The sequence below is a fragment of the Polaribacter marinus genome, from assembly GCF_022662535.1.
In the GTDB taxonomy this organism is placed as follows: Bacteria; Bacteroidota; Bacteroidia; order Flavobacteriales; family Flavobacteriaceae; genus Polaribacter; species Polaribacter marinus.
The window spans coordinates 1-23921 of the sequence record NZ_JAKQYM010000006.1 but is presented as its reverse complement, the minus strand read 5'-3'; the positions used below and the strand labels follow the sequence as shown (position 1 = coordinate 23921).

At 29.7% G+C, this 23921-nt stretch carries 21 protein-coding genes; 11 read left to right on the top strand and 10 right to left on the bottom strand.

What is annotated here, in order from left to right; genetic code table 11:
• The first annotated feature begins 137 nt into the window (after positions 1 to 137).
• Together MC378_RS09195 and MC378_RS09190 are read left to right on the top strand one after the other, a co-directional pair.
• Positions 138 to 2606, top strand: coding sequence for a DUF5686 and carboxypeptidase regulatory-like domain-containing protein (locus MC378_RS09195; protein ID WP_242178467.1), 2469 nt, complete (start codon positions 138 to 140; stop codon positions 2604 to 2606).
• A gap of 13 nt (positions 2607 to 2619) precedes the next feature.
• The gene (locus tag MC378_RS09190; RefSeq protein ID WP_242178466.1) at positions 2620 to 2862 is read left to right on the top strand and encodes a MoaD/ThiS family protein; all 243 of its coding nucleotides are present in this window, start codon (positions 2620 to 2622) and stop codon (positions 2860 to 2862) included.
• Between the two features lie 2 nt (positions 2863 to 2864).
• Here the strand turns inward: MC378_RS09190 and MC378_RS09185 are convergent, their stop codons facing one another.
• Positions 2865 to 3137: a DUF3817 domain-containing protein gene (locus MC378_RS09185; RefSeq protein WP_242178465.1), complete on the bottom strand. Its 273-nt coding sequence runs from the start codon at positions 3135 to 3137 to the stop codon at positions 2865 to 2867.
• A 63-nt stretch (positions 3138 to 3200) separates the two neighbouring features.
• Between MC378_RS09185 and MC378_RS09180 the strand changes: the two genes are divergently transcribed.
• Positions 3201 to 3623, top strand: a complete 423-nt coding sequence (locus tag MC378_RS09180) for a molybdenum cofactor biosynthesis protein MoaE (RefSeq protein ID WP_242178464.1) — start codon at positions 3201 to 3203, stop codon at positions 3621 to 3623.
• Positions 3624 to 3657: 34 nt separating this feature from the next.
• On the opposite strand, the gene MC378_RS09175 is transcribed toward MC378_RS09180, so the two are convergent.
• Positions 3658 to 4686, bottom strand: coding sequence for a COX15/CtaA family protein (locus MC378_RS09175; protein WP_242178463.1), 1029 nt, complete (start codon positions 4684 to 4686; stop codon positions 3658 to 3660).
• Between the two features lie 92 nt (positions 4687 to 4778).
• Complete coding sequence (locus MC378_RS09170; RefSeq protein WP_087521645.1) at positions 4779 to 4970, bottom strand: cold-shock protein; 192 nt, start codon at positions 4968 to 4970, stop codon at positions 4779 to 4781.
• Between the two features lie 413 nt (positions 4971 to 5383).
• Here MC378_RS09170 and MC378_RS09165 point away from each other — a divergent pair, with 413 nt between their 5' ends.
• The 6 genes from MC378_RS09165 (at position 5384) to MC378_RS09140 (ending at position 15103) form a co-directional block, all read left to right on the top strand.
• Positions 5384 to 6355 (top strand): ribonucleotide-diphosphate reductase subunit beta, encoded by a 972-nt coding sequence (locus MC378_RS09165; RefSeq protein WP_242178462.1) that lies wholly within the window; start codon positions 5384 to 5386, stop codon positions 6353 to 6355.
• A gap of 94 nt (positions 6356 to 6449) precedes the next feature.
• Positions 6450 to 8846, top strand: coding sequence for a ribonucleoside-diphosphate reductase subunit alpha (locus MC378_RS09160; RefSeq protein ID WP_242178461.1), 2397 nt, complete (start codon positions 6450 to 6452; stop codon positions 8844 to 8846).
• Between the two features lie 387 nt (positions 8847 to 9233).
• Entirely contained in the window at positions 9234 to 9905 is a 672-nt protein-coding gene (locus MC378_RS09155) for a hypothetical protein (RefSeq protein WP_242178460.1), read from the top strand.
• A gap of 70 nt (positions 9906 to 9975) precedes the next feature.
• Positions 9976 to 10494 (top strand): TlpA family protein disulfide reductase, encoded by a 519-nt coding sequence (locus tag MC378_RS09150; RefSeq protein WP_242178459.1) that lies wholly within the window; start codon positions 9976 to 9978, stop codon positions 10492 to 10494.
• 12 nt (positions 10495 to 10506) lie between these two features.
• On the top strand, positions 10507 to 11856 hold the full coding sequence (locus tag MC378_RS09145) for a deoxyguanosinetriphosphate triphosphohydrolase (RefSeq protein ID WP_242178458.1): 1350 nt from the start codon (positions 10507 to 10509) through the stop codon (positions 11854 to 11856).
• 64 nt (positions 11857 to 11920) lie between these two features.
• Positions 11921 to 15103 (top strand): PA domain-containing protein, encoded by a 3183-nt coding sequence (locus MC378_RS09140; RefSeq protein ID WP_242178457.1) that lies wholly within the window; start codon positions 11921 to 11923, stop codon positions 15101 to 15103.
• Between the two features lie 49 nt (positions 15104 to 15152).
• Here the strand turns inward: MC378_RS09140 and dxs are convergent, their stop codons facing one another.
• Positions 15153 to 16922: a 1-deoxy-D-xylulose-5-phosphate synthase gene (gene dxs, locus MC378_RS09135; protein ID WP_242178456.1), complete on the bottom strand. Its 1770-nt coding sequence runs from the start codon at positions 16920 to 16922 to the stop codon at positions 15153 to 15155.
• A 235-nt stretch (positions 16923 to 17157) separates the two neighbouring features.
• On the opposite strand from dxs, the gene MC378_RS09130 reads away from it, so the two are divergent.
• Both MC378_RS09130 and MC378_RS09125 read left to right on the top strand, forming a co-directional pair.
• On the top strand, positions 17158 to 17607 hold the full coding sequence (locus tag MC378_RS09130; protein WP_242178455.1) for a nucleoside deaminase: 450 nt from the start codon (positions 17158 to 17160) through the stop codon (positions 17605 to 17607).
• A gap of 102 nt (positions 17608 to 17709) precedes the next feature.
• Positions 17710 to 20217 carry a S9 family peptidase gene (locus tag MC378_RS09125; protein ID WP_242178454.1) on the top strand — a complete coding sequence of 836 codons (2508 nt, stop codon included), beginning with the start codon at positions 17710 to 17712 and terminating at the stop codon, positions 20215 to 20217.
• Between the two features lie 76 nt (positions 20218 to 20293).
• Here MC378_RS09125 and MC378_RS09120 read toward each other — a convergent pair whose 3' ends face one another.
• The 6 genes from MC378_RS09120 to MC378_RS09095 form a co-directional block, all read right to left on the bottom strand.
• Positions 20294 to 20746: an ankyrin repeat domain-containing protein gene (locus MC378_RS09120; RefSeq protein WP_242178453.1), complete on the bottom strand. Its 453-nt coding sequence runs from the start codon at positions 20744 to 20746 to the stop codon at positions 20294 to 20296.
• 25 nt (positions 20747 to 20771) lie between these two features.
• Positions 20772 to 20978: a helix-turn-helix domain-containing protein gene (locus MC378_RS09115; protein ID WP_242178452.1), complete on the bottom strand. Its 207-nt coding sequence runs from the start codon at positions 20976 to 20978 to the stop codon at positions 20772 to 20774.
• A gap of 1 nt (position 20979) precedes the next feature.
• On the bottom strand, positions 20980 to 21522 hold the full coding sequence (locus MC378_RS09110) for a DUF2975 domain-containing protein (RefSeq protein WP_242178451.1): 543 nt from the start codon (positions 21520 to 21522) through the stop codon (positions 20980 to 20982).
• A gap of 52 nt (positions 21523 to 21574) precedes the next feature.
• Positions 21575 to 22780: an aspartyl protease family protein gene (locus MC378_RS09105; protein ID WP_242178450.1), complete on the bottom strand. Its 1206-nt coding sequence runs from the start codon at positions 22778 to 22780 to the stop codon at positions 21575 to 21577.
• A gap of 162 nt (positions 22781 to 22942) precedes the next feature.
• Positions 22943 to 23377, bottom strand: coding sequence for a LexA family protein (locus MC378_RS09100; protein WP_242178449.1), 435 nt, complete (start codon positions 23375 to 23377; stop codon positions 22943 to 22945).
• Between the two features lie 38 nt (positions 23378 to 23415).
• Positions 23416 to 23793: a DUF2007 domain-containing protein gene (locus MC378_RS09095; protein ID WP_242178448.1), complete on the bottom strand. Its 378-nt coding sequence runs from the start codon at positions 23791 to 23793 to the stop codon at positions 23416 to 23418.
• Positions 23794 to 23921: the final 128 nt, after the last annotated feature.

Genomic DNA, 23921 nt, shown 5'->3' with positions numbered 1-23921 from the left:
GTTTTTTAGAAAATACTATCTTTTGTATTTTTAGAGTATTTTAGAAAATTAAGAAGTCTTTGTGTGTTGTTTAACAAAATTTAAACTTTTACATGTAACATAAGAGCTATGTTTGCGTCTATCAACAAAACCTAATTATGAAAAAAATTACTTCCCTATTATTTCTTTTTATTTCTGCGTCTATTTTAGCACAAGTAAAAGGGAAAATTACAGATTCAAAAAAGAATCCATTATCTTTTGTGAGTGTTTATTTAGAAAATACAGTAACAGGTACGACTTCTAATGATAGTGGAGAATATATTTTAAATCTTACTAAAAAAGGGAATTATACAATCGTTTTTCAAATTTTAGGATATAAAACAGTAAAAAAGAATGTGAATATTATTTCTTTTCCGTTTGAATTAAGCGTGCAACTAGCAGAAGAAAATGTACAATTAGATGAAATTTCTATTTCTACAAAAGAAAATCCTGCAGATGCAATTATTAGAAGTGTAATTGCAAGTAAAGAAAAGAATACAGATAAGTTTTCAAAATATACGGCTAAGTTTTATTCTCGTGGTATGTATAAAATAAAAGACGCTCCTAAGAAGTTTTTAGGTCAAAATATGGGCGACTTTGGTGGGGGTTTAGATTCTACGAGAAGTGGTATTATTTACCTTTCAGAGACAGTCTCTGAAATTAAATTTCAAAAAAAGCCAAAAAGATTTAAAGAAAAAATTATAGCGTCTAAAGTTAGCGGACAAGACAATGGAATTAGTTTTAACAGAGCCGAAGATGCAAATATTAACTTTTATGATAATAGTGTTGAGTTTGGAAACGATTTAATTTCACCAATTTCTACAAATGCGTTTAGCTATTATCGATTTAAATTAGAAGGAACATTTTATGATAAAAACGGAAAACTCATCAATAAAATAAATATAATTCCTAAGCGTAAAAATGATAGAGTATTTAGTGGTTCTTTATATATTGTAGAAGATGATTGGGCTTTGTATGGGGCAGATGTTTCTGTAACTGGGGCTCAAATAAATGTGCCTATTGTAGATGTTTTACATTTAAAACAGAATTATAATTACTCACAATCAAATGATGCTTGGGTGCTAATTAGTCAAAGTATAGACTTTAAAGTAAATGCATTTGGTTTTAAGTTTGATGGACGGTTTTCTTCGGCATATTCAGAATATAATTTTACGCCAGTTTATGCAGAGAATACTTTTACAAATGAGGTTTTAACTTTTGAAAAAGAAGCAACAGAAAAAGATTCTGTTTTTTGGAATAATTTAAGACCCGTACCATTAACAACAGAAGAGGTTAAAGATTATAAGATTAAAGACAGTATAAAAATTGTACGTAAATCTAAAAAGTATTTAGATTCTTTAGATAGAAAAACAAATAAATTTAATTTATTAGCTCCAATTACAGGGTATTCTTATAGAAATTCATACGAAGATTGGTCTTTAAATTTTAGTGGATTAATAGGCGATTTTAGTTTTAATACAGTGCAAGGGTTTAATACTTCTTTAGGTGTAAGTTATTCTAAAGATCAGAATGAAAAAGGAAAATGGTGGAATGCAGGTGTAAAAGTGAATTATGGTTTTTCTGATGAACGCATAAGACCAACGTTCTTTTTTAGTAAAAACTGGAACAATATTTCTAGACCAAGAGTAACCATTTCTGGAGGGGTAACAACAGCTCAGTTTAATGACAGAAACCCAATAATGAAACTAAATAACACAATTAGTTCGTTGTTTGAAAGAGTGAATTATTTAAAATTTTATGAAAAAAGCTTTGTAAAGGTTAGTTATTCTGAAGAGATAGAAAACGGAATTTATTTGTCATCTTCTTTAGAGTATGCAAATAGAAAACCTCTGTTTAATACTACAAATTATTCGTTTGTTAGTCAAAATAAAAATGGAGGATACAAGTCAAACAATCCTTTAGATATAACAGATTTTGTCAACGCACCTTTTGATGAGCATAAAATAGCAACATTAAATGTTGGCGCAACATTTATTTTTGGGCAAAAATATTTATCGTATCCAAATAGTAAATTTAATATTGGTAATCCTAAGTTTCCTTCTGTAAGTGTTAGGTACACAAAAAAGTTTGGAGCATCTAATTCTGAGCTAAATTCAGATTTGTTACGAGCTAATATAAGACAAAATGTAAACGCAGGAAATTACGGTCAGTTTGTATATAATATTAGAGGAGGTTTGTTTTTGAAAAAGAAAAACATTGCTTTTATGGATTATTTACAGGCTAAGGGAAATAAATTGGCCTTTCCTTTAGATAGTGAGTTAAATAGTTTTGGTTTGTTAGAATATTATAAGTTTTATACCAATGACAAATACGCAGAGGCACATGTAGAACACAATTTTAAAGGAGCTGTTTTAGGAAAAGTTCCACTAGTAAATAAATTAAATTTCCATTTGGTTGGAGGAGCAAAAACATTGTTTATGGCAGATAAAAAACCATATACGGAATACTCTATCGGTTTAGATAATATTGGTTTTGGTAAATGGAGGTTTTTACGCGTAGATTATGTTCACTCTAATTATGGAGGAGTGAAAAACGATGGATTATTGTTTAGATTAAGCTTGTTTTAATTAGTTTTGAAAAATGAAAATCCAAGTATTATTTTTTGGAATTACAACAGATTTAGTAAAAACATCTCAGGTAGAAATTCTTGTTGATGAAAAAATATCAATAGGAAATTTTAAAATTACTTTAAAAGAAAAATATCCGGAATTAAAAAACATCAATTCGTATGCAATTGCTGTTAATGAAACATATGCAGAGGAGGGTTTGCTTTTAAAAGACGGTGATGTTGTTGCAATTATACCTCCAGTGAGTGGAGGGTAAAATTATCTCAAATATTTTTTATCCATATAAAAAGTGCCAAAAGGTAATAAAGAACAAAGTAATATTATTCCAAAGTTTTTGTGATCCCATTTCATTTCTTTTTTTAGCATAAAAGCTAAAATAACATACAGTATAAAAAGAATCCCATGTGGCATTCCTAACATTTTCACATAGGTTTCATCGCCTTGAAATGCTTTAATTGGCGTTGCAATGAATAATAATAACAGGTAAGAAATTCCTTCTAATAAACTTACAATTCTAAAGATACTTTTCATTTTTTTGAAGTATTGAAAATTAGATGGCAAAGATACATTATGAATTATTATTTTTGTTGATGTATGCAAAGAACTTCTATTAAAATAACCTCAGAGAAATTAGATTTAAATGAGTGTTACAATTTTGTTACTGATGATTCCTGTGGTGGGATTTCTGCTTTTGTAGGAACTGTAAGAAATGATACACAAGGAAAAGAAGTTCTTCAGTTAGATTTTTCTACATATAAACCAATGGCAATTAAAGAAATGCAAAACATTGCTAATTTGGTTTTAGAAAAGTTTGATATCCAAAAAATTGCCATTCATCATGCAGAAGGAATGTTACAAATTGGGGATGTTCCGGTAATCATTACAGCATCATCAAAACATAGAAAAGCAGCTTTTTTAGCCTGTCAATTTGCTATTGATACCTTAAAAGAAACGGTTCCTATTTGGAAGAAAGAATATTTTTCTGATGGCGAGGTTTGGGTAAACGCTCATCCATAGTCCGAGTCTGAAAATAATGAGAAATAAAAAATAGTTACTGAATACTGTTAACTCCTTTTCTGCTTTGTATCCATAAATAGAACTGCAATCCAAATAAAATAGCACCAGTTAATAAATGTGTTGCTTGTGTTCCTAAAGGAAATGATGCGTAATACATTAAAATTCCCGTAATGGTTTCTAAAAAGATTAAAGCAACAATCCAATTTACCAACTTGTAACCTAAGTTTTTAATTTGATTCAAATAGAAAAGTCCTAAGTTTACGAGCACAATTGCAATTGTAAAAGATCTATGAAAATAGAATTTAAAACTAGGGTTCATTAAACTGTAATTTTTGTTTTCAAAACCAAATTGTTTTACCTGTTCGTCTATAAATTGTCTTACTTGAGTTCCTAGTGCAATCTGAATTAAAGAAAAAACTACAGAAACAATTAGCAGTTTGTTGAAAAGTGAATTATATCTGTGTTGCGTCTTTTTATTAGAAATTATAAACTTTAGTTGCAGTAAGATTGCAATAATTATCAAGCCAATAACCATGTGTATGGTTATCATTTCTGGTTTTAAATTAGTGTCAACAACCATTTTTCCTAAAGCCGCTTCAACAAGCATTAAAAAGAAAGAAGTAAAGGCCAAATAAGGAATTCTTTTGTCTTTTTTCCAATATTTGCTAGCTCCATAGATTAAAAAAAGAAAAACAAAACCAGCTAAAACAGATGTCAATCTATTAATATATTCTGTCCAAGAGTGGTATTTGTTAAATTTAGCGTAATTGTGTTTTGTGTATTTTTTCCAATTATTTTGATTGAAATCATCAGAAGTTTTTACATTTTGTTCTGCAACAAATAAGGTTTCGTCTTTAATAATAATAAACCCTTTTTTAAACTCTGTATTTGGTTTCCATGTAATTTGCTCTTCAGAAGTTGGTGGTATGTAATAACCAAAACATTTAGGCCAGTCAGGACAACCCATTCCAGAGCCAGTCATTCTAACAACTGAGCCTGCTAAAAAAATTATATAAACAGAAATTATAGCAATTTGTACAACTCTTGGGAATTTATTTTTCATTAAGGAAACGATTTCTGCAAAAATAAGACAAAAAAAAGTCGCTTAAAACATTTTAAGCGACTTGTTACTTTGTAAAAAATTTAAGAATATAATTAGATAACTCTAACGTCTACTGCGTTTAAACCTTTTCTACCTTCTTTAAGATCGAATTCTACTGCATCACCTTCTCTCACTTCGTCAATTAATCCTGATACGTGTACAAAATACTCTGTGTTTGAATCATCTTCTGTTACGAATCCAAATCCTTTAGATTCGTTGAAGAATTTTACTGTCCCTTTTTTCACTTTGTTATATAATAAATGTTAATAATAGTACAAAGATACGTTTATATATTTAGGTTTCTACATTTTTTTGAGTTCTCTATTCATAATAGTTTTCTTTTATTTTTAATTTCAGTAGAATTTTAGTTTTTAGTTTTTTTAAAAAACAAGTCGATTTTGTTGGTTTAAAATCCTTTTACTAGAATGTCAATAAAACTAGGGCTTTAGAAAAATTTAACATTTTAAAATACTGATAATGTGTAGTTTGTGTAATTATTGAAATTTCGAAAAAAAACTAAAAAAAGAGAATTTGTTAAAAACTTCAAGGGTTTTGTGAATAAGTATGACTTTCATTTTGAAGTAAAAAAAGCAATCTTTGTAAGAGTCGTTCTTAACGATAAAATAACATTCATAAACCTTAAAAACTGCTAAAAAATATGTCTTTTATAGAACCAATCTTACAGCCTAATGATAATCGTTTTGTAATTTTTCCAATTCAACATGATGATTTATGGGATTGGTATAAAAAACAACAAGCATGTTTTTGGACTGCCGAAGAAATAGATTTGCATGCAGATATTGTAGATTGGAATTCTAAATTAACAAATGATGAGCGTTATTTCATCAAACATATTTTAGCTTTTTTTGCAGCTTCAGATGGTATTGTAAATGAAAACTTAGCAGAAAACTTTGTAAATGAAGTACAATACTCAGAAGCTAAATTTTTCTATGGTTTTCAAATTATGATGGAAAACGTTCACTCAGAAACGTATTCTTTATTAATTGATACCTATGTAAAAGACGAAGTAGAAAAAGATAAATTATTTAGAGCAATAGAAAACTTTCCTGCAATTAAAAAGAAAGCAGATTGGGCATTAAAATGGATAGAATCTGATTCTTTTGCAGAAAGATTAATTGCATTTGCGGCAGTAGAAGGAATTTTCTTTTCTGGTGCATTTTGTTCTATTTTTTGGTTAAAGAAAAGAGGTTTATTACCTGGATTAACTTTTTCTAACGAGTTAATTTCTCGTGATGAAGGAATGCATTGTGATTTTGCAGTACACTTACACAATAACCATATGGTGAATAAAGTACCTAAAGAACGTATTAGAGAAATACTTTTAGATGCTTTAGATATTGAACGTGAGTTTATTACGGAATCTTTGCCTGCTAGTTTAATAGGGATGAATTCTAAGTTAATGACACAGTATTTAGAATTTGTTACAGACAGATTGCTGCTAGAATTTGGTTGCGAGAAAGAGTATGAAGCAACAAATCCGTTCGATTTTATGGAAATGATTTCTTTAGAAGGAAAAACCAACTTCTTCGAAAAAAGAGTGTCAGAATACCAAAAAGCAGGTGTAAAATCTGGAGGAACAGGAAGCATTAGTTTCGATTCAGATTTTTAGAGTTTACACGCTCCAACATATTAGAATAAAAATAGTTAGCCAAAAAGTGGATGTTTTGGCGGCTTTAATAACCAAATAAAAACCCAATATTACAATGTTTGTACTAAAAAGAGACGGCAAGAAAGAGCCAGTGATGTTCGACAAAATCACAGCAAGAGTTAAAAAAATGTGTTACGGATTAAATAAAATTGTCGATCCAGTAAAAGTTGCAATGCGTGTAATTGAAGGTTTGTATGATGGTGTAACTACTTCAGAGTTAGATAATTTAGCGTCAGAAACGGCAGCTACTATGACAACTGCTCATCCAGATTATGCAAAATTAGCTGCAAGAATTGCCGTGTCTAATTTACATAAAAACACAAAAAAATCGTTTTCAGAAACAATGGATGATTTGTATTATTATGTAAATCCACGTACAGAGAAAAAAGCACCATTGTTGGCAGATGATGTGTATCAAATAATAAAAGAAAATGCGGAGAAATTAGACTCTACTATTATTTATAATAGAGATTTTAATTATGATTATTTTGGTTTTAAAACTTTAGAACGTTCATATTTATTAAAATTGAACGGACAAATAGCAGAACGTCCACAACATATGTTAATGCGTGTTTCTATTGGTATTCATAAAAATGATATCGATGAAGCAATAGCTACATATGAGTTAATGAGTAAAAAATATTTTACACATGCAACACCAACCTTATTCAATTCAGGTACACCAAAACCTCAAATGTCTTCTTGTTTTTTATTGCAAATGCAAGATGATAGTATAGAAGGGATTTACGATACCTTAAAACAAACTGCAAAAATTTCGCAATCTGCAGGTGGTATTGGTTTGTCTTTGCATAATATTAGAGCTACAGGTTCTTATATTGCTGGTACCAATGGTACATCTAATGGTATTGTACCCATGTTAAAAGTATTTAATGATACTGCACGTTATGTAGATCAAGGTGGAGGAAAACGTAAAGGTTCTTTTGCCATGTATTTAGAGCCTTGGCATGCAGATATTTTCGACTTTTTAGATTTGAAAAAAAATCACGGTAAAGAAGAGATGCGCGCAAGAGATTTATTCTATGCAATGTGGATTTCGGATTTATTCATGAAACGTGTAGAGGAAGATGCAGAATGGACTTTGATGTGTCCTCATGAATGTCCACATTTATACGATACTTACGGTGAAGAATTTGAACGTTTGTATACTAGTTATGAAGCAGCAGGTAAAGGAAGAAAAACAATAAGAGCTCGTGAACTTTGGGAGAAAATTTTAGAATCTCAAATAGAAACAGGTACACCATACATGTTGTATAAAGATGCGGCAAATAGAAAAACAAATCAGAAAAATTTAGGTACAATTCGTTCTTCGAACTTGTGTACAGAAATTATGGAATATACTGCAAAAGACGAAGTTGCTGTATGTAACTTAGCATCTATTGCTTTGCCAATGTTTGTTTCTGAAAAAGAAAATGGAGAGAAATTCTTTAACCATAAAAAATTATTTGATGTTACTAAAAAGGTAACACGTAATTTAGATACCGTTATTGACGCCAATTTTTACCCTGTAATAGAAGCAGAAAACTCTAATTTTAGACACAGACCTGTAGGATTAGGGATTCAAGGTTTAGCAGATACATTTATCAACTTGCGTTTACCTTTTACAAGTGACGAAGCAAAAAAATTAAATCAAGAAATTTTTGAAACCATGTATTTTGCTGCGGTAACTTCTTCTATGGAAATGGCTAAAGCAAAAGAACCTTATTCTACATTTAAAGGCTCTCCAATGTCAGAAGGAGAGTTTCAATTTAACATGTGGGGAATTAAAGATGATGAATTAAGTGGAAATTGGGATTGGGCCAAATTGCGTAAGCAAGTTATGAAACATGGGGTTAGAAACTCTTTATTAGTTGCTCCAATGCCAACAGCATCAACTTCTCAAATTTTAGGAAATAATGAGGCTTTTGAACCTTATACTTCAAATATTTATACAAGAAGAGTTTTATCGGGAGAGTTTATTGTTGTAAACAAACACTTATTAGAAGACTTAGTAGAGTTAGGTTTGTGGGATAACGATATGAAAGAAGATATTATGCGTGCAAACGGTTCTATACAACATATTGAAGCAATTCCTGCAGAATTAAGAGAATTGTACAAAACCGTTTGGGAAATGAGTATGAAAGATATTATTGATATGGCGCGTCATAGAGGATATTTTATTGATCAATCTCAATCGTTAAACTTGTTTATGAAAGATCCAGATTTTGGTAAATTAACATCAATGCATTTCTACGGATGGAAATCGGGGTTAAAAACAGGAATGTATTACCTAAGAACTAAATCTGCTGTAAATGCAACTCAGTTTACAGTTTCTAAAGAAAAGAAAGCAGAAGTTATTGAAGATAAACCAATGAGTCCTGCAGAATTTAAAGCAATGGTTGATGCTTCTAAAAACGGAGCACCAGATGACGATTGTTTAATGTGTGGTTCTTAAATCAATTAAATTAAAAGTTGAAAAGAGAAGTCGAAAGGCTTCTCTTTATTATGAATATATTAAAAACAGCAAGCTGAGGCAGTAAAAAAAACACATAAAAAAAAGGGACATTTAGAAATATCCCTCTTGGTATTCTAATAAATTTTTGAGTGGATGCAAAAATTTAGCCGATAAAAAAAGATAAAGATTACCTCATCTAATTTTGTTACTTCAAACGTACAAAATTCAAACCTTTCTACCAAGTATAAATATTTCTTAAAAGTGAATTTTTATTGATTTCTCTTTAACTACAGCGGTTAAAGAGTTAAAAAAAAATATCAACAAAATATACACTTGTTAACAATTGTGATTTAAAAAGAAGAATTACAATATATATTTATATAAAAAATGAAATATAAAATTTCAATAAATCCTTTAGTTGATTTTTCTAAAGGTACAGACGCAAAAAAAAGAAGGATAATTAAAGATTCTAAAGAGCCCCCTATATTAAAAGTAGGATGGTATCAAACACCTAGGGCTTGCATAAAAAGATCTTTATCTGAAAATGGAAATGAAGAGCCAATTATTAAAGGGCTTGAGAAGCTGAAAAATAAAATAGTTAGTAAACCACAACAAATTACTAATAAAACTTCATCTTTGTTAGCCATGAGGAAATTTTTAGATATTGATATTCCTGAGATTCTTAAAAATCATGACCTAACTATTATAAAAAAGAGAGTAATTAAATCTACTTTTATTGATGGTGTGGAAATATTAGTTTCTCCAGATATAGTTTTTACAATTAATTATAAAGGTGAAAAATATATTGGAGGGGTTAAAATTCATCTATCAAAAGGGAATATTTTTGAAATACAAGATTCAAAAATGGTAGCTACAATTTTGTATAAGCATATTTCTGAAATTGCATCAAATTATAATGCAATTCCATTAAATGATATTTGTTTTTCATTAGATGTTTTTGATGGTAGAATTGTTTCAGCATCAAAGAATTCAGAAAAAATACTAATGCAAGTTGCGAAAGTATGTTCTGAGATTAAAAGGTTTTGGATGATTGCATAAATTTAAATTAAAAGTTGATAAAAAGAGAAGTAGAAATACTTCTCTTTTTTCGTATTTTCGAAGAAATTTTATGATGAAGAAAGCCTTTTTAATTTTAACATTAATCATGATTTGTTTTTCTTGTAAAAAGAATAAACAAATAAAAAAGAGTGAAATTGCTAAAGAAACTACAGATAAATACATCAATTTTAATAAATATACTTTCAATACAATAAATAAAACTAAAGAAAAAGTATCGTTATCTGAAGGCAAAAAATATATTTTAGATTTTTGGTATTTAGAATGTGCACCTTGTGTAAAACAACACAAACAACTTCAAGAATATCAAAATCAACTATTAAAAAACGACATAGAAATTATCGGAATTTCTATAGATCGAAGTCAAAAAAACTGGAGAGAATATTTAGTTGAACATCAGTATAATTGGAAAAATTATAATCAGTTCAATGAAGAAAATGACTTAAAAAATGATTTAGATATTAAACTTTTTCCTACCTATTATTATGTAGATGGTAAGGGAGTTATCTTTAAAAAGTTTAATTCTTTTCAAAAAGCAATTACCTATTTAAATTTAGAAATCAGCCTTTAAAAAAATAATACAATGAACTGGGAACAACTCCTTTCTTTAAAACGCTTTGGTGATACAGAAAAAAGACTAAGAGCAGCACAAGATGAAACTCGTTTGGGTTTTGAAGTAGATTTTGATAGAATTATATTTTCATCTGCATTTAGAAGCTTACAAGACAAAACACAGGTAATTCCTTTATCTGAAACCGATTTTGTTCACACGCGCTTAACACATAGTTTAGAAGTTTCTGTTGTTGGTAGAACTTTGGGTAGAAGTGTAGGGAAAGTGTTGCTAGAACGTCATCCAAATTTAGCAAAATTAGGATATACTTTTAACGATTTTGGAGCTATTGTAGCCGCAGCTTCTGTAACACATGATATTGGAAATCCACCTTTTGGACATTCAGGAGAAAAAGCTATTGGTGAGTATTTTAAATCAGGAAATGGCGCAAAATACAAAGATCAATTATCGTTAAAAGAATATCAAGATTTAATAGATTTTGAAGGAAATGCCAACGGATTTAAAATTTTAACAGAATCTAGAATGGCAATTCCTGGTGGTTTGCGTTTAAGCTATGCCACTTTAGGGGCCTTTTTAAAATACCCAAAAGAAAGCCTTCCTAAAAAACCAACAAATCATATTGCAGATAAAAAATATGGTTTTTTTCAATCAGAAAAAGAGGAGTTTTTAGATGTTGTTAACGATCTTGGTATGCTGCAAAAATCTTCAGATAATATTTCTTTTTATAGACATCCATTAGCTTATTTAGTAGAAGCTGCAGATGATATTTGCTACACAATTATCGATTTTGAAGATGGAATAAATCTTGGGTTAATCGATGAAGAATTCGCTTTAGAATACATGATTAAATTGGTTAAAGATACTATTGATAGCAAAAAATATCACTCACTACAACACAAAACAGACAGAGTGGGTTATTTAAGAGCTTTAGCTATTGGCGTTTTAATTAATGAAGCTGTAACTATTTTCTTAGCAAATGAAGAAGCAATTTTAAACGGAACTTTTAACAAATCATTATTAGAGAAATGCAAGTATGAAGCACAAATTAATGATATTATAAAAATTAGTGTTGATAAAATTTACAGAAGTACCGATGTTATTGAAAAAGAAGTGGCAGGTTATAGAATCATAGCCGATTTATTAGATGTATTTGTAGATGCTTTAAATAATAACTTTGAGGGTACTGCTTCTAATTTTGATAAATTAGTCCTTAATTTATTACCTAGAGAGTATCAAACAGAAACAAACAATTTATATAATAGAATTTTGAAGGTTTGTAGCTATGTTTCGGGGATGTCAGATAGTTATGCAATTAGAATGCATAAAAAGATTTCAGGAAATATTGCTAAAAACACATTTTAATACCTACTTTTGATAATATTTTAACATATTTTAACACATTTTAACTAATTATTATCAAATAAAAATGAAAAAAAAGGCACTTTTTTTAATAGCATCAATTGTAGGGGTTGGGCTATTTTACTTTAATTCTACTTCCAAAAATGATATAGAATTAATAAGAAAACAACATGCAGAGATTTTAAAAAATCATCCGTATAACAAAACAAAAAATTTATCGAAAAAAGAAAGAAGAGCGCAGGGTTTACCACCTAATGCTTTTTTTGATCAAGAATATTTAAATGAAATTAATCCTTATACAGGAAGAACTCATAGAGAAAATGTTTTTACTCTTCAAGAAGAATTAGCGCAAATTAGAGAAACTCAAAGAGTACCTGGAGATGCTAACGATAATGCATGGGAAGAAAGAGGGCCAAATAATGTTGGAGGTAGAACAAGAGCAGTTATTTTTGATCCTAATGACGCAACCCAAGAAACAGTTTATGCTGGTGGTGTTAGTGGTGGTCTTTGGAAAAACACAAACATTTCTGATGAAAATTCTACTTGGACACATGTAGATATTCCTGAAAACTTAGCCATTTCTTGTATTGCTATAGATCCAAACGATTCAATGATTTGGTATGTAGGTACAGGTGAATCGTATGTTAGTGGTGATGTCAACGGAACTGGAGTTTGGAAATCAACAGATGGAGGTACCACTTGGGGCAAAGTTTTTGGTGGTGTAATAGGAGATGCTCTTTTTGAGTCAAATGCAAAAATAACAATCAACTCACCTGCAAGTTTAGCAGGCGAATATAGTGCTGCTCTTTCAACGGCTATTGGCGTAGATCTGGTTTCAGATATTGTTGCAGATTTAGTTTTAGCAGAAGATGATACCGCTCCAACCGAGGATGGATGTACGTCATTAATTAATGGAGCAGCTATAAATGGAAAAATAGCAGTTATTAAAAGAGGAACTTGTGGTTTTCAAGATAAAGTTGCTAATGCTCAAACAGCAGGAGCAATTGCAGTTGTTATTGTAAATAATCAAGCAGGGTATCCAATCAACCAAGCAGGAGATGATTTAACTTTAACCATACCAACCGTTATGGTTTCTCAAGAAGTTGGAAATAGCATTATTGCTGCTCTTGGTAGTAGTGTGGTTAACGTAAAACTTTCTGGATCTAGAGATGCGGGTTCTAATTATGTAGTTTCTAATGGTATTCAGCATGTAAATGATATTGTTGTTAGAGATAACGGAGGTGTTTCTGAAGTTTATGTTGCGGCTACAGAAGCATATTATGGAGCGGGTGCAAGTTTATTTGGTATAAACGATAAAGGAGTGTATAAATCTGTAGACGGTGTTAACTTTACTCAATTAAATATTCCTAAAAATGCTTCAGGAAATGAGTATAATCCTAACAATATAAAAATAGCGGCAGACAACTCTGTTTATATTTCCACAACATCAGACATTCTTGGTGAAGGTGGTGGTGTTATTTTACAATCTACAGATGCAAATGCTACTGTTTTTGAAGTAAAACACATAGTTCCTAGTGGGTTAAGAACAGAAATTGCTTGTTCTAAAACAGATGCTGATAAAATATACGTCTTAGCTCAATTAGCCGTTGTTGCTGCAACAGATGCTCCTGTAGGAATGTACAAAACAACCAATGGTTTTGATAGTGTTTCAACAATTGTGCTTCCTAATGATAACGATATTGATATATCATACAATGATTTTACTAGAGGTCAATCTTTTTATGATTTATTATTAAGAGTAGATCCAAATGATGATAGTAATATTTATATAGGAGGAATAGATCTATTTAAAAGTACTACTAGTGGCTTTTTGTTTTCTCAAATATCTAAATGGTCTAATAACAATTTATTAGCATTAATGTTAACAACACCTATAGTACATGCAGATCAACATGGATTGGCATTTTCTACAACATCATCAGATAAAATGGTGTTTTCTAATGATGGTGGAGTGTATTTTTCTGATGACGGTGGATCTGATATAGAGGCTAGAAATAAAGGGTATAATACGCTACAATTTTATTCAGTAGGTGTTGCTCCAACAACCGCATTACCGGGAGACAATTATATTGCTGGTGCTCAAGATAATGGAACTCAGCTTTTTGAAAATGTAGGAGCTGGTGTTAATAGTTCTGTTGAGGCTCAAGGTGGAGATGGTGCTTATAGTTTCTTTGACCAAGATGGAACAGACCAATACTATATTTCAAATTATGTATATAATGCAAGTATTATGCTTTATGATTTAGGAAGTGGTTCTGAAGTTACAATTAATTCAGAAACAACAACTAATGGAGATTTTATCAATCAAGAAGAATTAGATTCTAATTTAGATATTTTATATTCAAATTACTCCAATACAGAAGGATATGCGATAAGAAGATATAAAAACATTAAATCAAGCTCTGTAGATAAAACAAGTTTAACAAATGCTTTGTTAGACAATGCTCCTTCTGCAATGAAAGTTTCTCCTTACACAACAGCATCATCAAAATTATTTGCAGGTTTAAAAAGTGGAAAGCTTTTAAAAATTGAAGACGCCAATGGGACTCCTGTTTGGTCAGAAATAACAGGAGCAGAGTTTTTAGGTTCTATTTCTGATATAGAATTTGGAACAAGTGAAGATGAAATTTTTGTTACAATGCATAATTATGGAGTAAAAAGCATTTGGTATACTGATGATGCAGGAGAAAGCTGGTCTTCTAAAGAAGGAAACTTACCAGACATTCCTGTAAAAGCAATTTTACAAAATCCTTTAAATACACAAGAAGTAATAATTGGTACTGAGTTAGGTATTTGGAGAACAGCTAATTTTAATGATGAAGCTCCAATTTGGGTACAATCTAATAACGGGATGAATAACGTTAAGGTAATGGATTTAGACTTAAGAGATGACAATGCTGTTTTTGCAGCTACTTATGGTAGAGGTGTTTTTTCTGGACAATTCTCAGCTGAGGTTGCTTCTGTAGATGAAGTAATAAAAGGAAGCGAAGTGTTTACGATTTATCCTACGATTTCTAATGGAAACTTTACAGTTTTAGGAAAAAATGAATTAGGAAAAATGAAAATACATATTTTTGATCTTTCAGGAAAAAAAGTATATCAATCTAATTTAGATTTTAATATAATTAAAAAGCAAGAGGTTTCTGTAAATTTAAGTTCAGGTGTTTATATTGTTAATTTAATTGATGAAAACAACCAAAAAGCTTCTCAAAAGATTGTGATAGAATAAAGGTTACTTTAATTTCTCATAAAAAAAAGACGTCTTTGATGTCTTTTTTTTATGAGAAAAATTCAAATAGATTGGCTAAACTATTAGCATCTAAACCAATTTTGTGTTGTAGTTTTTCAATCGCTCCGTGCTCAATAAATTCATCAGGAATTCCTAATGATTTTATTTGATGAGGAGAATTGTTTTTTGCCGCAAATTCTAAAATAGAAGAGCCAAACCCACCCTTTATAACACCATCTTCAACAGTAATTATTGTTTGATGTTTTTCGAAAATAGTATGTAATAATTGTTCATCTAAAGGTTTTACAAAACGCATATCATAATGAGAAAAACTAGATGAATCTTCAATCAATTCTAATGCATCAGAAACATTTTTAGCAATGGTTCCTATAGATAAAACAGCTGTTTTATTTCCTTTTTGTAAACAAATTCCTTTACCAATTTCTATTTTTTGTAAAGTTTGTTGCCAATTATGAATAGTTCCTTTACCTCTTGGATAACGAATGGCAATTGGATTTTTTAATCCCAATTGAGCAGTGTATAAAATATTACGCAATTCTATTTCATTTCTTGGAGCAAAAATGATTAAATTAGGAATGATCCTTAAATAAGCCAAATCAAAAACTCCATGATGCGTTGCTCCATCTTCCCCCACCAAACCAGCTCTATCTAAACAAAAAACGACGGGTAAATTTTGCAAAGCAACATCGTGAATTACTTGATCAAAAGCACGTTGTAAAAAGGTAGAATAAATAGTGCAAAATGGTATTAATCCTTGGGTTGCCATACCAGCAGCTAAAGTTACAGCATGCTGTTCTGCAATACCTACATCAAAAGTTCTTTTAGGAAACTCTTGCAGCATTAATTTTAACGAACTGCCTGTTAACATTGCAGGTGTAATGGCTACAATTTTCTCATTTTGTTTTGCTAACTCTACAATTGTTTTGCCAAATACATCTTGATACTTGGTAAATAAATTTTCTTCTTTCGGAATTCTTTCTCCAGAAATTTTGTCAAATTTTCCGGGAGCATGATATGTTACTTGATCTTCTTCTGCTTTTTGTAAGCCTTTTCCTTTAGTTGTAATTATATGTAAAAATTTGGGGCCTTTTACAGATTTTAATCGTTCTAATTCTGAAAGTAATTTTGGTAAGTTATGACCGTCAATTGGTCCGGAATAATCAAAATTTAAAGCTTTTATAATATTGTTTTGAGCAGCAAGTCTTTTATCTGTTTTAACCTTAGTTAAATATTCTTTTAAAGCCCCAACAGACGGGTCAATTCCAATAGCATTATCATTTAAAACAATCAATAAGTTGGCCTTAGAAACCCCTGCGTGATTCAAAGCTTCAAAAGCCATTCCGCTTGCTATAGAAGCATCTCCAATAACTGCAATATGATGTTTTTCTGTTGCTCCTTTTAAGTTGGATGCAATTGCCATTCCTAATGCTGCAGAAATAGAGGTAGAGGAATGCCCAACTCCAAAAGCATCAAATTTACTTTCTTTTCTTGATGGAAACCCAGCAACCCCTCCAAATTGTCTATTGGTATGAAAAACGTCTTTTCTTCCTGTTAAAATTTTATGGCCATATGCCTGATGCCCAACATCCCAAATCAATAAATCATTTGGAGTATCAAATAAGTAATGGATTGCAATCGTCAATTCTACAACGCCTAAACTAGCGCCTAAGTGCCCTTCTTTTGTTGCTATAATATCAATAATAAATTCCCGTAATTCTTTTGCAACTTGGGGTAATTGCGCTGGATTTAGTTTTCGTAAATCTTGTGGAGTTGATATGTTATCTAACAAATTCTTCATTCGAATACAAAAATACAATTTAACTTTTTGTAATATTGATTTGTAAAAAGAATAGTTATTATGAAAAATAAAAATATAGTTTTATTGATAGTAAGTTGTATTCTTATTATTTTAAACATATTAACTTCTAATGAATATAATTTAGGTTTTTGGTTTCGAATAATAGCAATTGTTTTTGTAATAATGGGAATTGTTAAAACATTTAAAAATAAAAAAGCGATTTAATTTTAAGGATATGATACAACCTTTTGACGATACTTATTTCATGAAAAAAGCCTTGCAAGAGGCCGAATCTGCTTTTGATAAAGGCGAAGTACCTGTAGGCGCTATTATTGTCTTTAAAGATAAAATCATAGCAAGAGCACATAATTTAACAGAAACATTAAATGATGTTACTGCGCATGCAGAAATGCAAGCGTTTACAGCAGCAGCAGATTTTTTAGGAGGCAAATATTTAAAAGATTGTATTTTATATGTAACATTAGAACCTTGTCAAATGTGTGCTGGCGCAAGTTATTGGACTCAAATTGGGAAGATTGTGTATGGGGCTTCAGAACCAGAAAGAGGTTTTGTTAATTTAAAGACTACGTTACACCCAAAAACAAAAATAGAAGCAGGCATTTTAGAAAAAGAATGTTCTCAGTTATTAACGCGTTTTTTTATTGAAAAGCGCAATTTGAATTAATGTTAAAAACTGTTAATGTTTTACCAAAAAAAGATTTAAAATTTGCCATGTAGTTTGTTTTAAAGAACTTTAGCTTCTTATAATTTATTCAAACTTATACACATGAAAAACTTTACTTTACTTTTTGTGCTACTTTTTGTTGCTAACACAGCATTTTCACAAGAAACACCTAGACCAAATTACAGAGCTGCTGCCAAATATTCGCCAAAAAATTTGGCAAAAATGGTGCACTCAACATCAGTAAGCCCTCATTGGTTAAAAAAAGGAAATCGTTTTTGGTATTCTTATAAAACTTCTGAAGGATCTAACTATTACTTAGTAGATTTAGATAGAAAAACCAAAAAAACTCTTTTTGATAATGTAAAAATGGCAAAATGGTTAACAGAAATTACTAAAGACCCTTATGATGCAAAACACTTACCGCGTTTTAGTTTTAAGTTTAATAAAGCAGAAAATGCCATTCGTTTTAGAGTAACATCTACAGAAGAGGTTGCTGTTGTTGATGATAAAAAAGAAATTACAAAAAAGGATTCATCAGATAAAAAATCAAAAAAATCAAAATCGAAAAAACCTAAAATGGAAAAGAAAGTTTACCATTTAGAATATAGATTAGGAGGAAATGGTTTAACGATTATTGATAACAAAAAGAAAGAAAAAGAACCATGGAAACGTTGGGCAAATGTGGCTCCAGACAGTTCTATAGTGCTATATTCTAAAAACTACAATTTGTATTGGATGGATAAACTAAACTTTAAAAAGTTTATCAAAAACGAAAAAGATAGTACAGTTGTAGAAAACCAATGGACCAAAGATGGTGAAGAAAATTACGGCTATGGAGGAGGTTCTAGAGAAGACAATGTTGATAAAGAAAAAAATAAAGACAAAAGAAAAGGGGTTTGGGGAACTTGGTCTCACGATTCTAAAAAGTTTGTTTTTCAAAAGTCAGATTCTAGACATATTAAAGATTTATGGGTAATTAATTCTACAAAAAATGGTAGACCAAGGTTAGAAACCTATAAATATCACATGCCTGGAGAACAAGAATATTATAAATCAGAATTATTAATTTTTGATATTCCTACAAAAACCCATGTAAAAGTACCTTTAGATACTATTAAACAACAGAGTATTTCTGTTTTTAGAGCACCTAGAAAACAATCTAGTAGAGATGATGATTTTAGACCTTCTTTACTTTTATCAAAAAAAGGAAAAGTGTATTTCAGTGTCATTTCTAGAGATCGTAAAAAATACGATATTAATGTTGCTGATATTAATACCGGAGAATATAAAACCTTAATTGAAGAACGTTTTAATACCTATATAGAATCTCGTCCGTTAGTTTTGTTTAATAATGAAACAGAAATGTTGCATTGGGCAGAACGAGATGGTTGGGCACATTTTTATTTATATGATACGGATGGAAACTTGAAAAACCAAGTAACAGAAGGCGATTACCATGTGGCTAATTTTGAAGGGTTAGATGAAAAAACAAGAACACTGTATTTTACAGCAAACGGCGTAAACAAAGAACAAGATCCTTATTATGCTCATTCTTATAAAATTAACTTAAATGGAACAGGATTAAAAACGTTAAATCCTGGAGATTTTACGACAAGTACAAGTATGTCAGATTCTAACAAGTATTTTGTTAGCAATTACTCTAGAGTAAATACAGTACCAAAATCGGAAGTTAGAGATGCTAACGGACGTAAAGTAATGGATTTAGAAACAGCAGATTTATCGCAATTATTTGCATCAGGATATCAATTTCCAGAAACTTTTAAAGTAAAAGCAGATGATGGAATTACAGACATTTACGGAGTGATGTACAAGCCTTTTGATATGGACTCTACAAAGGTGTATCCTTTATTAGAATATGTGTATCCAGGTCCGCAAACAGAAGCAGTAAACAAAGCTTTTTCTTATAGAATGGATCGTTTAGATAGAATGGCACAAGTTGGTTTTGTGGTAATAACCTTAGGAAATAGAGGTGGACATCCAGATAGATCTAAATGGTATCATAACTATGGTTACGGAAATTTACGTGATTATGGTTTGGCGGATAAAAAATATGTGGCGCAACAATTGGCAAATAAACACAAGTTTATCGATATAGAAAAAGTAGGAATTTACGGTCATTCAGGTGGTGGTTTTATGTCTACAGCAGCAATGTTAGTGTATCCAGATTTCTTTAAAGCAGCAGTTTCATCCGCAGGAAATCATGATAATACGGTGTATAATTCTTGGTGGAGTGAAACGCATCATGGAGTAAAAGAAGAAATAGATGAGAAAGGAAAAATTTCTTATAAATATAAAATTGATGTGAATCAATCTTTGGCAAAAAACTTAAAAGGACACTTAATGTTAATTCATGGTGATATGGATAATAATGTAAATCCGGCAGGTACCATAAGAATGGCAAATGAATTGATTAAAGCACACAAACGTTTTAAATATATGATTATGCCAGGGCAAAGACATGGTTTTGGTAGTATGACAGAATATTCTTTTTGGTTAAGAGCAGATCACTTTAGTAAATATTTATTAGGTGCAGAAGCTACAGATGTGGATATTTTATATATGAATATGGATAAGCCAATGAATCGATAAAAATTTATATTTTTAAAATTATGATATAAAAAAATCCGAATTATAAATTCGGATTTTTTTTGTTTAAATTAAATATTTACAAGTTAGAAAAGTAATCTACCATTTCTTTTTTCTGATACTTTTTAGCGTAATCTAAAGCTGTTCTTCCTCTATAATTTTGTTTTGGGTTTGCTCCTTTTTTTATAAGCTTTTTAGCCATTTCTAATCGATTGTACTTTGCTGTATAAATTAAAGGTGCTTTACCATTACAATCTTTATCTAAATCGGCTTTTTTATTTATAAGTAAATTAAAACAATCTTTAGCATTTAATTTTATTGCTAAAATTAAAAAAGAATAATTAGAGTTTCCTGCTTTATAACAGTTATTAATATTCTCTTTATTTAATTCTTTATTTAATTCTTTATTTAATTCTTTCTTTAAAGCTTTTGCATCATCATTTTTTAGAGCATCTTTTACTTTAAAAGGTATTTCTTGTGAAGAAATAGTAAAAGTAACCAGTAGTAATAATGTTGTAATAAGTGATTTCATAATTTGTTGTTTTTTATTAAATGTTTTAATCTTGTTTGTATTCTAAAATATCTGCAGGCTGACAATCTAATGCTTTGCAAATTGCTTCTAAAGTAGAAAACCGAATTGCCTTTGCTTTTCCTGATTTTAAAACCGATAAGTTTGCGGTTGTAATGCCAATAATTTCTGCCAATTCTTTGCTTCGCATTTTACGTTTGGCAAGCATTACGTCTAAATTTACGATGATTGCCATATTATATTGTTAAGTCGTTTTCTTCTTGTAGTCTTTGTCCTTTCTTAAAAATATCAATATATGTATAAATTATAATCGCGATACAAGTATGGATAAAAACAAAAAAATATTCTTCTTCAAAACTAACCTTTTTATTTTCTATCCAGCCCATAACGATACTACCGATATTTAAAATTATTGGAATAAAATTCAATCTAAAGAATATTTTAAGTTTATTTAAATGTTTTGCCGTAAACAGTTCATTGTCTATAAAAATTTTAAAAAAATCTTTTAGCACATAAAAAAATATTGCATAGAATAATAGCCAAAGCCACATGAAAATAATCGTATATGAAAACTGATACTTAACAATTCCTTCTATAAAAGGAATACTAATTTTGACATTAAAACCATCTATGTCATTCTCTAAAATATCTACAAAAGGAGCGTCAAAAAATTCATACTTTTCAAATAATGATAAAATTGAAAATAAAAACACAAACAAAAAAAAAGTACTAAACATGTAAAAAAAAGAGTTCGCGCAGATGTAAATGAATTTTTTCATAAAGTTTTATTTTTTCTAAAACGCATAAATTTATTAAATAAACTTAAGAGAGTTACAATAATTTTACTTTTTCTAAACTGAATTCAAGTTCTTGACCATTTCTTAATACTTTAATTACTATTTGATCAGTATCTTTTGGTATCAAAGCATTGTAAAAATAATCACACTTATTTTCATTAGTGATGTTGGTGTAATCAATATTGTTTATCTGTAAAATTTGGTCTCCAAATTGTAATACTTTTGATGCTTGACTATCATTATATATAAAATCTACAATTACCTTATTTCCATTAAAATTAGAGTTGAATCCAAACTGGTTTAATTCTGTGTTATAAGAAGTGCTTTTTGGAACCATTTTGACCTTTTTTGCTTTCCAATTTAAAATCAATCTAGAATTTTTAAAAAATGAAATTCCGAGGTTTGTTTTACCATCTTTAACCACCATTATTTTGTCAGTTATAATATGGCCCCCAATTTTTATTTTGTCAATTTTTGCAGAATACTCGTTTTTCTTCTCGCCTTTTCCAAACATTCCTATACCTGAATATCCTGAACCTTTTATATACTTAGTTATTTTTTTAGATTTCTTTTGCTTTAAAAAAGTAGTATAAGATAAATGTGCGTTTCCATTATTCCCTAAATCAATCAAATTATTTAATACTCTATCTCCATTTATTTGAGTAATTATTGATGGTTCACTAGATGCTGTGCCAATAAACATTTTTGATACAATAGCTTTCGCAGGAATATTCAATTTCTGTTCATCATCTGTTATCGTAATTATTTGATTTTCAAAATCGAAGTCCCAAACAGCAAATCGCATCAAATTAGAACCAATAAAGCCATCGGCATTTAAACAGGCAAGTTCGCCACTATTAAAATCTGAAATAGCCGCAATAGTTTCTTTAAAATGAATCCCTCCTATTTCAATATCATCTATTTTAGTATAGTTAAGTAGTTGGCTAGTTTTATGGATATCAGTTATGTTTTCACTTCCTAAAGGCACAACGTTAAGTTTCTCTGCTAATTCTTTTGAAAGCACGTTAGAAGCTCCTGTGTCTAGTATAAAGTCATATATTTTATTTTCGATAGTTACTTTAAGGATAATAAGTCCTTTACGGTATTCAAAAGGGACCTTAATTTTAAAGTCTTTTTGAACGATATTTCCTTGTTTAAGGGTTTTATTTATTTTATAAGATGCACAACTACTTAATATTATTGACAAGAGTACTAAATACAATACTGTTTTAAATTTCATGTTTTTTATTTTAAATATTTTAACAAATGTATATTAAAATTATCGAAAAACAATAATAAAATATTTAAGAATGATAATAATTTTAATTTTAGATAAAAAAAAATAGCACTAAAAAAGCACTAATTTCTTTAAAATTATATATTAATCACTAAACATAAAAGTTTACACTTTTTTAATCACGCTTGTTACAATTCCCCAAATCATAAAATCATTCTCTTCTGTAATGTTTATAATAGGATAATTAGGGTTTTCTGGTTGTAACCAAACCTCATTTTTTTCTACACGAAGGCGTTTTACAGTAAATTCTCCATCTAAAAAACAAACAGCAATTTTATTGTTGGCAGGTTCTAAACTTCTGTCAATAACCAACAAATCATTGTCATCTAAACCTGCATCAATCATAGATTGTCCTTTTACTTTTGCGAAGAATGTAGCGTCTTTATTATGTATAAGCTCGTCATCTAAAGAAATTCTAGTTTCTCTAAAATCGTCTGCAGGTGAAGGAAAACCAGCAGAAATCCCTGTATCTACAAAAACAGCTCCATTACCAGAAGATGCTTTGGGTGTAAAAAAAGTAAGTGTTTTAGATGTTTTCATTTGTGTGCAAATTAGAACTTTTTTGTAAACTTTCGGTATTAAAATATTGTTTTGCAATCATTACAAATGTGCTTTGTTTTTTCAAAAAAAGGAAACAACATATAAAACACATTTTTTCTTTGTGCAGGTGCAACTAAAATTCGAGTAGAATTGCAAGCAGGGCAAGAAATAGCATTCCCATTTTTATCTTTTTGATACGTTCTAATTTCATTATAAATTACGGCAGCTTTATCAAAATCGTTTTTATGAACCAACAATTTTACACCACCAATTGCATTACTTACTAAAGGATCGGTATCTATAGTTTTTTCATCCATTAATAGGGTTTGAAAACCTTCTGAATCTAATTTTGATTTGGTAACATATGCTTCTGTCGAATAGTCAAAAACAGCTAAAATTTTATAATTATCATTCATAAAAATATTATCAATTTAAAGGTTAAAATCCTGCAATTTCATTATAGTTTCTTGTCATCCTATGTTTGTCAAGTGTTAAATACTTTGTTAGAATTAATTACATTTAAAATTAATATTAACAAGAAAAG

Bases quoted from the DNA above. Each gene is read 5' to 3' on its own strand.
- MC378_RS09145 (WP_242178458.1), top strand. From the start codon at position 10,507: ATGAACTGGGAACAACTCCTTTCTTTAAAACGCTTTGGTGATACAGAA.
- MC378_RS09110 (WP_242178451.1), bottom strand. From the start codon at position 21,522: ATGAAAAAATTCATTTACATCTGCGCGAACTCTTTTTTTTACATGTTT.
- MC378_RS09115 (WP_242178452.1), bottom strand. From the start codon at position 20,978: ATGGCAATCATCGTAAATTTAGACGTAATGCTTGCCAAACGTAAAATG.
- MC378_RS09125 (WP_242178454.1), top strand. From the start codon at position 17,710: ATGAAAAACTTTACTTTACTTTTTGTGCTACTTTTTGTTGCTAACACA.
- MC378_RS09155 (WP_242178460.1), top strand. From the start codon at position 9,234: ATGAAATATAAAATTTCAATAAATCCTTTAGTTGATTTTTCTAAAGGT.
- MC378_RS09180 (WP_242178464.1), top strand. From the start codon at position 3,201: ATGCAAAGAACTTCTATTAAAATAACCTCAGAGAAATTAGATTTAAAT.
- MC378_RS09185 (WP_242178465.1), bottom strand. From the start codon at position 3,137: ATGAAAAGTATCTTTAGAATTGTAAGTTTATTAGAAGGAATTTCTTAC.
- MC378_RS09095 (WP_242178448.1), bottom strand. From the start codon at position 23,793: ATGAATGATAATTATAAAATTTTAGCTGTTTTTGACTATTCGACAGAA.
- MC378_RS09175 (WP_242178463.1), bottom strand. From the start codon at position 4,686: ATGAAAAATAAATTCCCAAGAGTTGTACAAATTGCTATAATTTCTGTT.
- dxs (WP_242178456.1), bottom strand. From the start codon at position 16,922: ATGAAGAATTTGTTAGATAACATATCAACTCCACAAGATTTACGAAAA.
- MC378_RS09130 (WP_242178455.1), top strand. From the start codon at position 17,158: ATGATACAACCTTTTGACGATACTTATTTCATGAAAAAAGCCTTGCAA.
- MC378_RS09140 (WP_242178457.1), top strand. From the start codon at position 11,921: ATGAAAAAAAAGGCACTTTTTTTAATAGCATCAATTGTAGGGGTTGGG.
- MC378_RS09100 (WP_242178449.1), bottom strand. From the start codon at position 23,377: ATGAAAACATCTAAAACACTTACTTTTTTTACACCCAAAGCATCTTCT.
- MC378_RS09165 (WP_242178462.1), top strand. From the start codon at position 5,384: ATGTCTTTTATAGAACCAATCTTACAGCCTAATGATAATCGTTTTGTA.
- MC378_RS09120 (WP_242178453.1), bottom strand. From the start codon at position 20,746: ATGAAATCACTTATTACAACATTATTACTACTGGTTACTTTTACTATT.
- MC378_RS09190 (WP_242178466.1), top strand. From the start codon at position 2,620: ATGAAAATCCAAGTATTATTTTTTGGAATTACAACAGATTTAGTAAAA.
- MC378_RS09150 (WP_242178459.1), top strand. From the start codon at position 9,976: ATGATGAAGAAAGCCTTTTTAATTTTAACATTAATCATGATTTGTTTT.
- MC378_RS09160 (WP_242178461.1), top strand. From the start codon at position 6,450: ATGTTTGTACTAAAAAGAGACGGCAAGAAAGAGCCAGTGATGTTCGAC.
- MC378_RS09195 (WP_242178467.1), top strand. From the start codon at position 138: ATGAAAAAAATTACTTCCCTATTATTTCTTTTTATTTCTGCGTCTATT.
- MC378_RS09105 (WP_242178450.1), bottom strand. From the start codon at position 22,780: ATGAAATTTAAAACAGTATTGTATTTAGTACTCTTGTCAATAATATTA.